Below are 10,259 nucleotides of genomic sequence, written 5' to 3' on the forward strand. Positions count from 1 at the left end.
CACCGTCGACCGATGAGATTGGTCGATGAGAGCCGCATGCTTCAGCCACGGTGGAGCATGCGGCGGGGGGGGGGGGGGGGGGGGTTGCATGAGGATGCTCCCCTGCGTATCTTGAGGGGAACACCCATGAAAGCGCCCGGCCGATATCCCCTCGAACTGAAATCCTACGAACTCGACCACCGGGGCAGCATGCCCGTGTGGGTCATGTACCGCTACCTGCAGGAAGCCGCTGAACTGAACGCGGTGGACCTCGGGTTCGATACCGAAGCACTCCTTTCCCGTTCCCTCACCTGGATGCTCGCACGGCTGCAACTGCGGTCCGCGGAACCCCCTGCGGGACGGTCGCGCCTCATCGCCGAAACGTGGCCCTCGGGCATCGTCAGCAGGTTCGCACAACGCGACTTCCGGCTGTATGTGGACGGTGCCGACACGGCGTTCGTTACCGCGACAAGCTACTGGCTGCTGATCGATATCAACCGCAAGCGGCCGGTGACGGTAGAGAATATCCTCGGGCGCGAGCATATCGTGGATGTGCCACATGCCGTGGCGGATCCGTTCCCTGCGATCCAGCCCGCCGGCGACCCGGTGTTCTCGGCGGAATTCCGTGTGCGGCGGTCGGACCTCGATATGAACGACCACGTCAACAATGTGCACTACGTGGAGTGGCTTGCCGAGGCCGTTCCCGAAGATGTATGGCGCGGGGGCGGGATCACAGAACTGGATGTGGAGTACAAGCGCGCGGCGCAGTTCGGAGATGCGGTCAGGATCGATACCCATGTCTCCTGCCCCGGCGCATATACGCACCGGATGAGTGCCGGCGGGAACGACCTGGTCCTGGCGCGCAGCGTATGGGTCGCGCGGTAATACAATGAATGCCGGACCGGTGTAGGGGCGGTGCATGCACCGCCCGTACAACGGATACCGTACACAATGAATTTTAAATGATCGCAACCGGGCAGACGATAGGGCACTACAGGATCCTCGAATGGATCACCGGCGGCGGCGCAGGCGACCTGTACCGCGCGGAGGACCTGCGTAGCCACCGCATCGTCGCCCTGCGCATCATCCCCCCCGATGTCGTCCGCGATCCCGACCGCCGCGAACACTTCCTGCGCACGGCACGCTCCGCGTCGGGGCTCGACCACCCGAACCTCTGCACCATCACCGATATCGCCACCGCGGACGACGGCCGCATCTTCATCTCCATGATCTGCTACGACGGCGAGACGGTGCGCGACAAACTCGCGCGCGGGCCGCTCCGCGTGGAGACCGCGATCGCCATCGCCCAGCAACTGGCGGAAGGCCTCGTGGTGGCGCACGCGAACGACGTGATCCACGGCCACCTGGACCCGGCAACGATCATGGTAACGGGCGATGGCGTGGTGAAGATCCTGGACTTCGGCCTTCCCCATGACGTCGAGATGCGCGATGAGCGCGAAGAGACCGGCCCCGACTACCGTTCCCCCGAACAGATGCGCGGCTGCTATCCCGATGAGCGGTCGGATATCTGGGCGTTCGGATTGATCACCTATGAGATGCTCACGGGCAAGATGCCGGTGCAGGGGCCACGCCTCATGAACCGGCTGTCGACGATCATCAGTGAAGACCTCCGGCCCGCGGCCGAGATCCGCCCCGAGGTCCCCGGCTCCATGTCGCAACTCTGCAAACGCTGCCTGGCGTTCGACCCCGAACACCGTCCGCGCGAGATGAACGAAGTGCAGTCGCTCCTCGGCCACTGGCCGTTCGAAGTGCGCGTGAGCGGGCGGACCCGCTGGAACCGGCTGCGCGGCTGGGTCGTTGCCGCGGCGGTGACGGTGGTCCTTGTCGCAACGGGTATTCTTGTGTGGGCCCTGACTCATTGACCCGGCCGGGCGGTTCATTCATCCCCCGGGAGGGCAGCATGCCCGGACGCCCTACACCATACGTTGCCGGGCGCCCGCTTCCGGGGGCCCACCGGGGCCCCCAACCGCAGATGAATCCCGTTCTCCTCCATCATCAAAGGACCACCGTGAAGCACCTGATCTTCGTCGTGCTCGCACTGACCATCACGAGCGTCTGTACCGCCCAGCCGTTCCCCACACCGCTTTCTCCCGGCGGCACGTATGATCCGTCCGTGCCGGCGCCGACCGCCGTCACCGGCCGCGGCCCCGCGGAATACCCCATGCGGTACGATCAGGTGATCGACTACTGCCGGCGCCTCGCCGCCGCATCGCCCCGCGTGCGCATGGTGCCGATGGGAGAATCCACGGAACACCGTCCACAGTACTACCTCACGATCTCCGATCCGGCGAACATCGCCGCGCTCGACCGCATCAAGGCCGATCATGCACGCCTTGCCGACCCGCGCCAGTACACCGAAGCCGCCGCAAAGGATCTCGCACGTACGCTTCCGGCCGTGGTGTGGATCGGCTTCGGCATCCATGGCGACGAACTCTCATCGGTGGATGCGGCCGTCAATGTGGCGTATCAGCTCGCGGCAGGGACCGACACCTCGACGCTTCTCCTGTTGAAGAACCTTGTCGTCGTGCTGGACCCCATGGAGAACCCGGACGGGCGCGAACGGTTCCTCGCCCAGCTCCAGCAGTGGTCGGGCGCCGTGGAGAACACCGACGCGCAGAGCATCCATCACACCGGCACCTGGCCGGGCGGACGGGGGAGCCACTACTTCTTCGACCTCAACCGCGATTGGTTCGTGCTCACGCATCCCGAAACACGCGCGCGCGTGAAGGCGGTGGTGGAGTGGCACCCGCAGGTGTTCATCGATGCGCACGAGATGGGGCCGTACGATACGTATCTGTTCTCTCCGCCGCGCGAACCGATCAATCCGAATGTCTCGTCGCATACCCGCCACTGGTGGTCGGTCTTCTCGAAGGACCAGGCGCGTGCCTTCGACCGCTTCGGCTGGAGCTACTACACGCGCGAGTGGAACGACGACTGGTTCCCCGGCTACGCGAACTCCTGGGGGCATTACCTCGACGCCGTCGGCATCCTCTATGAGCAGGCAGGTGTCCGCGGCACGCCCGTGGCGCGGCCGGATGGCACGACGCTCCGCTTCCGCGAGACGGTGCATCACCATGTCGTGAGCGCGCTCGCCAACTGTCAGACCGCCGCCCGGCACCGCGAGGAGCTGCTCGAACGGTACGCCACGGCGCGCCGCGAAGCCATGCGTCCGGCGGCAGGACAGCCGCGGGCGTATGCGTTCGTGCGGGAGAACGATCCCGGCCGCGCCGACCGGCTCGTGCAGGTCCTCCTCCAGCAGGGGATCGAGGTATCGCAGACGGGGCGCGAGATCACTGCTTCCAATGCCACACCCTCGATGGGCGGCGCTCCGAAGAACGTGCTGCTGCCGCGCGGGAGCTACATCGTACCGATGGACCAGCCGTCGGCACGCCTCGCGCGCGCCATCCTGGAATTCGATCCTCATATGACGACGGCGTTCCTGCAGGAGGAACGGAAGGATCTTGAGAAGAAGAGCGACTCACGGTTGTACGATATCACGGCGTGGTCCCTCCCGATCGCGTATGGCGTGGATGCCTATGCGCTCGGTGCGGTGCCCGATGCGGGATCATCCCCGGTGAAGAGCGTCCAGCCCCCGGCAGGCGTGATGGAGTCCGCCCCCGCACCGTACGGCTACCTGATCCCGTATGATGACCGCGGCGTGGCAACGCTTGCCCGGCTCTTCGACAACGATGTGCGTGTGCGTTCGGCAAGGGAGCCGTTCTCCGTGGAGGGGCGTTCGTATCCGCGCGGGACCTTGCTCGTGCGCGTGAACGAGAACGCCGATACGCTCCGGAGCGTGCTGGATCGGCTCGCAACGCAGCCGGGCGTGACGATCCGTGCCATTGGCACGGCATTGAGCACCGCCGGCCCTGATCTGGGCGGCAACGATTTCGTTCTATTATATCCTCCACGCGTCGCGCTGCTCGGCGGACCCGGTGTGGGAAGCACCTCCTTCGGCGCCACGTGGCTCATGCTCGACGACAGGCTTCGTCTCAGCGCATCGTTCTTGCAGGTGACGTCCATTGCGTCTGCCGATCTCCGCCGCTACTCCGTCATCATCCTTCCGTCGATCGGTGATGCACGCGGATTGGCCGGAGCGATCGGCAAGGGTGGCGTTGCGCGCCTGCGCACGTGGATCGAAGAAGGCGGTACGCTCATCGGCATCGGGGGCGGCGCGACAGCCATCGCCGACACCGGAACGGGGTTGAGTGAGGTCCGGCTGCGCCACCAGGCGCTGAAAGAACTCGACCTGTTCGTCCGCGCCGCGGACCTCGAGGCGCGTGCGGAGAAGCCCGAGATCGACAGCATCGCGCTCTGGAGCGGTCGGGCAGCAGCAGACACCGCACGCGCTGTGCGTGGCGCCACGCCGGCGGAAAAGGAACTGGCGATGCTGGATGAACGCGGACGGTTGTTCATGCCGCGCGGCACGATGATGCGTGTGGACCTCGATGAAGAACACTGGCTCTCCTTCGGCGCCGGCAAGTCCGTTGCCGCAAGCATGTTCACCTCCTCCGCCTTCCTTGCCCGTGATCCTGTGCGCACCGCCGGGCGATTCGCCGCCCCCTCCGGGCTGCGGGTGGCCGGGTTGCTGTGGCCGGAGGCACGCGACCGCTGGGCGCGCACGGCGTACCTCACGCGGGAAGGAAAAGGGAAGGGGCAGATCATCCTGTTCGCCGGCGAGGCATCGTTCCGCGCGTCGTTCCCGGCAACGGAACGGCTGCTGATCAATGCGATACTCCTGGGTCCTGGTTGGGGGACAGATCAATTAAGAATTAAGAACTAAGAATTCTTAGTTCTTCATTGAATTCACAATTGGGAGTCCGCAACTCGGAACGCTCACAACTCGTATAAAAAGAGTTACGACCATTTCTCCGCTCTACCGATCAAATAAACCCGGAGGTTTCATGAAGCGACTCCTTTTGGCGCTTGTGCTCACCGCGTCCGTTGCGACGGCAGGCGACACAGGCATCAACGTCCCCTATACCCGGTTCACGCTCCCGAACGGCCTGACGGTGATCCTGCACGAGGACCACACCACCCCGACCGTGGCAGTGAACGTGTACTATCATGTCGGCTCCGGCCGCGAGAAGCCCGGCCGCACCGGGTTCGCACATCTGTTCGAGCATATCATGTACGAAGGCTCCGGGCATGTGCCGGAAGGGAAGTACGATCAATGGCTGGAGATGGCGGGCGGCGACAACAATGGCTCGACGAACTCCGACCGCACCAACTACTGGATCAACATCCCGTCCAATGCGCTCGAACTCGCACTGTTCGTGGAGTCGGACCGCATGGGATACCTGCTGGATGCGATGTCGCCCGCGAAAGTGGACGGCCAGCGCGATGTCGTGAAGAACGAACGGCGGCAATCGTACGAGAACCGCCCGTACGGCATGTCGTCGATCCTCGTCGACGAGAACCTGTATCCGGACGACCATCCGTACCACTGGCCGACCATCGGCTCCATGGAGGACCTTTCGGCGGCGAGCTTCGACGACGTCGTGCAGTTCTTCAAGAGATTCTACGGCCCGAACAATGCGAGCCTGAGCGTCGGGGGCGACATCGATCCGGTGAAGACCCGCGCACTCATCGAGAAATGGTTCAGCGATATTCCGGCGGGTCCGCCCGTGCCGCCTCCCGGTGCACCGGTCGCGTTCCTCGGCGCGGAGAAGCGCCTCGTCCTCGAGGATAAAGTGCAGCTCCCGCGGCTGTACATGGCATGGCACTCGCCGGCCATCTTCACCCCCGGCGATGCCGAACTGGATATCGTGGCGAATGTGCTCGCCGGCGGGAAGAACTCCCGGCTGTACAAACGCCTCGTGTACGAACTGCAGATCGCGCAGGACGTGAGCGCGTATCAGGGCTCCGCGCACCTCGGCTCCAGCTTCCAGATCGTGTCGACGGCACGCGCCGGACATACGCTGGCCGAAGTGGAGAAGGTGATCACGGAAGAACTGCACCGGCTGTTGGAGGAAGGCGTGGCACAGCGCGAACTGGACCGTGCCGTGAATCAGTACGAAGCGGGCTTCCTCCGCCGCCTGGAATCCGTGGGTGGATTCGGGGGGAAAGTGGACCAGCTCAACAACTATCTCACCGAGACAGGCAACCCCGACTACTTCAACGAGGACCTTGCACGGTACCGTGCATTGAGTCCGGGCGATGTCCGTTCCGCGGCACAGACGTATCTGCGTGGCGACAACCGCGTTGTGCTGAGCGTGATACCGGTAGGCAAACCTGAGCTGGCCTCGCCGGCACGGAAGGAGGCAAAGTGATCATGAGAACCATCCTTCGCAGTCTTGTTACGGGCGTCCTGGCCACGGGTCTTGTCCTCGTTGCTCATGCACAGAAGCCCGACAGAAGCGGCCCGCCGAAAGCCGGCCCCGCGCCGTCATTCACCATGCCCCGCTTCGAGAAGTTCGCGCTGTCCAACGGCCTGCAGGTCGTGCTCCTCGAGAAGCATCAGGTGCCGCTCGTGCAGGTGAACCTTGTTGTGCGCGCCGGCACGGCGATGGACCCTGCCGGAAAGTCCGGCCTCGCCTCCATGACCGCTGCCATGATGATGGAAGGTGCCGGCACGCTGGACGCGCTGCAGCTTGCGGACGCCATCGACTTCCTCGGTGCGCAGATCGGCGCGTCGGCGGGGATGCATACCTCGTCCGTGTCGATGGGCGCCCCGGTGTCGAAGCTTGATGCCGCGCTCGCCCTGCAGGCCGACGTTGCGCTGCATCCCGTGTTCGCACAGAACGAACTCGACCGCAAGCGGAAGTCGCGGCTGACCACGCTCGTGCAGTGGCGCGACGAGCCGCGCTCGCTGGCGTCGGTGATGTTCAGCCGCTCGGTGTACGGTAGCGCGCATCCATACGGCGTGCCGGTGACCGGCGATGAAGCCTCCATCCGTGCGATGAAAGTGGAGGACCTCCGCGCATTCCACACGCAGTATTTCCAGCCCTCCAATGCCTTCCTCATCGTGGTGGGCGACGTGACCGTACCGCAGATGAAGGAGAAGCTGGAGAACGCCTTCGGTGCGTGGCGTGGCACTGCGGGTGCAGCGCCGGCATTGCCGCCGATCGTGCAGTTGGACAAGCGGACGATCACGATCGTGGACAAGCCGGGGGCGCCGCAGACCGAGATCCGGATAGGGCGTGTGGGTGCAGCACGGACGACGGAAGACTATTACGCTCTCATGGTCATGAATACGATCCTTGGCGGATCGTTCAGCTCGCGCCTCAATCAGAATCTGCGCGAAGAGCACGGGTACACGTACGGTGCCGGCTCGTCGTTCGGGTTCCGCGTCCTTCCCGGTCCGTTCCTTGCGGCCTCGGGTGTGCAGGCCGCGGTCACGGATTCGGCGCTGCTGGAGTTCATGAAGGAATTGAAGGAGATCAACGCGCAGGTGCCTGACGCGGAGCTGGAGCGTGCAAAGAACTACATCTCGCTCGGGTTCCCGGCGGAGTTCCAGACCGTGGGCGATCTGGCGGACAAGCTGGAAGAGCTGGTGATCTACGATCTTCCGGCCGATTACTATTCGCAGTATGTGCGCCGCATCCAGGCGGTGACCGCGGCCGATGTGCAGCGCGTGGCGAAGCGCTATATCGACCCCGCGAAGATGTCCATCGTGCTGGTCGGCGACCGTGCAGGGATCGAAGCGAAGATCGCGGCGCTGAAACTGGCGCCGATCACGAACCTGTCGGTGGAGGATGTGCTCGGCAAAGCCCCTGTCGTTGAAGGGATGAAGTGACAGCGAAGCGTTCCCATGATGCCGGTGCGGGGCTGCGTGCTCTGCACCGGCATATCATTGCGTGCCGGCGCTGTCCGCGGCTGGTGGCATGGAGAGAGCTGACCGCGAAGGAAAAGAAGCGGAAGTACGCGAACGAGGAGTACTGGGGGAAGCCGTTGCCCGGGTTCGGGGATCCGGCGGCGCGTGTGCTGCTTGTGGGGCTCGCTCCTGCCGCGCACGGCGGGAACAGGACGGGACGGATGTTCACCGGCGACGAGAGCGGTTCGTGGCTTGCGCGGGCGCTGCATGAGACCGGGTTCGCGAACCAGCCGGAGTCGTTAGGTGTTGATGATGGGTTGACACTGCAGGACTGCTACATCGTTGCCGCGTTACGCTGCGCCCCGCCTGCCAACAAGCCGTTGCCGGAGGAGATCCTGATGTGCCGTTCGTTCCTGCTGGACGAGATCCGGTTGCTGACGAACGTGCGTGTTGTTGTGGGGTTGGGGAAGATCGGGTTCGAGGCGGGGCTGAAAGCGTTCAAGGAGATGGGCCTGATCACGTACAAGGCCATGCCGAAGTTCGGGCATGGGGTCGTGTACCGGATGGGAGGATACACGTTCGTCGGGACGTACCATCCGAGCCAGCAGAACACCTTCACAGGGAAACTCACACGTCCAATGCTCCGCGACGTCTTCCGCACGGTCCTCAAGGAACTACGAACTCTCCATTCGTGATTCAATCCTCTCCTGCGCCGATCACACGGAACTCGGCCAGCGAAGCGAATTCCTGTCCGATGAAACCTTCAAGCGCCGTGAATTCCTCGTCGCTGGTCCATCCGACCTTCTGCATACGCGCCAGGTGAACGGCAGGCGAGCAGAATTGCCGGAACCCGGAGGGTGTGAGATATCCTTTCGGACACCAGAACGCGTTGAGCATTCCGGCAAGTGCGGTGCCCTGCCCGGGGAAATCGTTGATCCCCAGGAGTTGGAACCCCCCGAACCCTGGTGTCCGGAGGGCTGATTCGATCTCCTCCTTATGCTCGAGGACCTGGAGTTTGCCTGATGCCATCAGAAGATCCTCGGCCTGGTCGAGCATGCCATTCTCCCGGAGGTGGTCGCGCACGATCCCGAGATACCCTGCTTCGAGCATCGTCCGTCCGGTAACAGACAACAACACGCAAGATGGTGTGAATCTCATCGCAGCTCTCCAGGCATGATCTTCCCGGATCTCACATACCGGGACGTGGTGCGGCAATGTACAGCCAAAGCCTTCCCGAATCAAGAGGGCAAAGTGGCCGATGGCTGGCCGATGGGGGCGAATGATCTCCCGAGTGACAGAAAGATTTGTTATCTTTCAGGGTTCAATCACCACGAGGATCACACGTATGGCCGAACCGCTGACGCAGACCGAAATCGAATCCATCCTGACGCTCGCATTGATGGCAGCATTCGCCGACGGTGGCAAGTCCGAGGTTGAACGCGCGGAGCTGAAACGCATCGCCGCGATCTTTCCTGACGCCGATGTGAACCTGGCTGCGCTGTATCATCGTGTCCTGCTCCGGCAGGTATCGACGACGCAGGCCGTCCAGGCATTGACCACTTCCGAAAGCCGTCAACTAGCCTACGAAATGGCCCGGTGTGTCTGCGAGGCCGATGACGTCCTGAATGAACCGGAGAGGGAGTTCCTCGCAGAGCTGCGGCGCGAACTTCGTCTGGATGCCGCGGAGACCGCCCGCATCGATCACCAGGCGGAGATCCTGGCCGTCGAACCGCTTGCCGATCCGCCGTCCGCCACGTCTCCGGTGACCGTCAGCGCGCCGGCTGCTGCTCATGCCACGGTTGCGACGCCCGAGATGGAGAAGATGGTCCTGAATTACGCCATCCTGAACGGCGCACTGGAGTTGCTGCCCGAATCGCTCGCCACCATGGCCATCATTCCGCTGCAGATGAAGATGGTCTATCGCGTCGGCAATGCGTATGGATATCAACTGGACCGCGGGCACATCACGGAGCTCCTCGGTGTGGCGGGTGTGGGTCTGACCTCGCAGGTTGTGGAAGGATACGCGCGCAAACTCCTCGGCGGGCTGTTGGGCAGGGCCGGAGGCGGCATGGCCAGATCAGTGGGGAATCAGGCCGCAAGCTCCGCGATGTCCTTCGCTACGACGTGGGCGCTTGGCCGGCTGGCGCAGCAATACTACGGTGGCGGACGCACATTGTCCGCGATCGAGGTGCGACAACTCTTCGGATCGCTCACAGAACAAGCACGCGGTCTGTACGGGAATTACTCCGGTGCCATCCGTGAAAAGGCCGGTTCGGTGAACCTGGCCCAACTGCTCCCCTTGATCCGGGGACAGCAATAACGTCGCGCACACGTTCCGGACAGGGTGCCCATTCCAACCACGAACAGGATCAGGATTGGGCCCGTATGCGGCGTGGTTCCCGCCCAAAAACTCTGGCGCACGAGGGTTGCCGCCCTTTGGTATTCCTCGATGATGCGCTTGGGGCGTAGGCGAGACCCCAGCCGCGCTGCTTGGTGCTGTAGC

Annotated in this window: 8 protein-coding genes; 7 read left to right on the forward strand and 1 reads right to left on the reverse strand. The window is 63.7% G+C overall.

Annotated elements, in window-relative coordinates; translation table 11 throughout:
* The first annotated feature begins 126 nt into the window (after positions 1–126).
* The 6 genes from IPI01_20610 (at position 127) to IPI01_20635 (ending at position 8,451) form a co-directional block, all read left to right on the forward strand.
* Positions 127–864: a hypothetical protein gene (locus tag IPI01_20610; GenBank protein MBK7260158.1), complete on the forward strand. Its 738-nt coding sequence runs from the start codon at positions 127–129 to the stop codon at positions 862–864.
* A 77-nt stretch (positions 865–941) separates the two neighbouring features.
* On the forward strand, positions 942–1,862 hold the full coding sequence (locus IPI01_20615) for a serine/threonine protein kinase (protein ID MBK7260159.1): 921 nt from the start codon (positions 942–944) through the stop codon (positions 1,860–1,862).
* A gap of 146 nt (positions 1,863–2,008) precedes the next feature.
* Entirely contained in the window at positions 2,009–4,783 is a 2,775-nt protein-coding gene (locus IPI01_20620; GenBank protein ID MBK7260160.1) for a hypothetical protein, read from the forward strand.
* 121 nt (positions 4,784–4,904) lie between these two features.
* Positions 4,905–6,272 (forward strand): insulinase family protein, encoded by a 1,368-nt coding sequence (locus tag IPI01_20625; GenBank protein MBK7260161.1) that lies wholly within the window; start codon positions 4,905–4,907, stop codon positions 6,270–6,272.
* 2 nt (positions 6,273–6,274) lie between these two features.
* Complete coding sequence (locus IPI01_20630) at positions 6,275–7,738, forward strand: insulinase family protein (protein ID MBK7260162.1); 1,464 nt, start codon at positions 6,275–6,277, stop codon at positions 7,736–7,738.
* Between the two features lie 32 nt (positions 7,739–7,770).
* A complete protein-coding gene (locus IPI01_20635; GenBank protein ID MBK7260163.1) occupies positions 7,771–8,451 on the forward strand; it encodes a uracil-DNA glycosylase in 681 nt (226 codons plus the stop codon).
* A 1-nt stretch (position 8,452) separates the two neighbouring features.
* Here IPI01_20635 and IPI01_20640 read toward each other — a convergent pair whose 3' ends face one another.
* Positions 8,453–8,914 (reverse strand): hypothetical protein, encoded by a 462-nt coding sequence (locus IPI01_20640; protein ID MBK7260164.1) that lies wholly within the window; start codon positions 8,912–8,914, stop codon positions 8,453–8,455.
* 199 nt (positions 8,915–9,113) lie between these two features.
* Here IPI01_20640 and IPI01_20645 point away from each other — a divergent pair, with 199 nt between their 5' ends.
* Entirely contained in the window at positions 9,114–10,076 is a 963-nt protein-coding gene (locus IPI01_20645; GenBank protein ID MBK7260165.1) for a GTPase, read from the forward strand.
* Positions 10,077–10,259: the final 183 nt, after the last annotated feature.

The organism is Ignavibacteriota bacterium, from assembly GCA_016707525.1.
Lineage (GTDB): Bacteria > Bacteroidota > Ignavibacteria > UBA10030 > UBA6906 > JAGDMK01.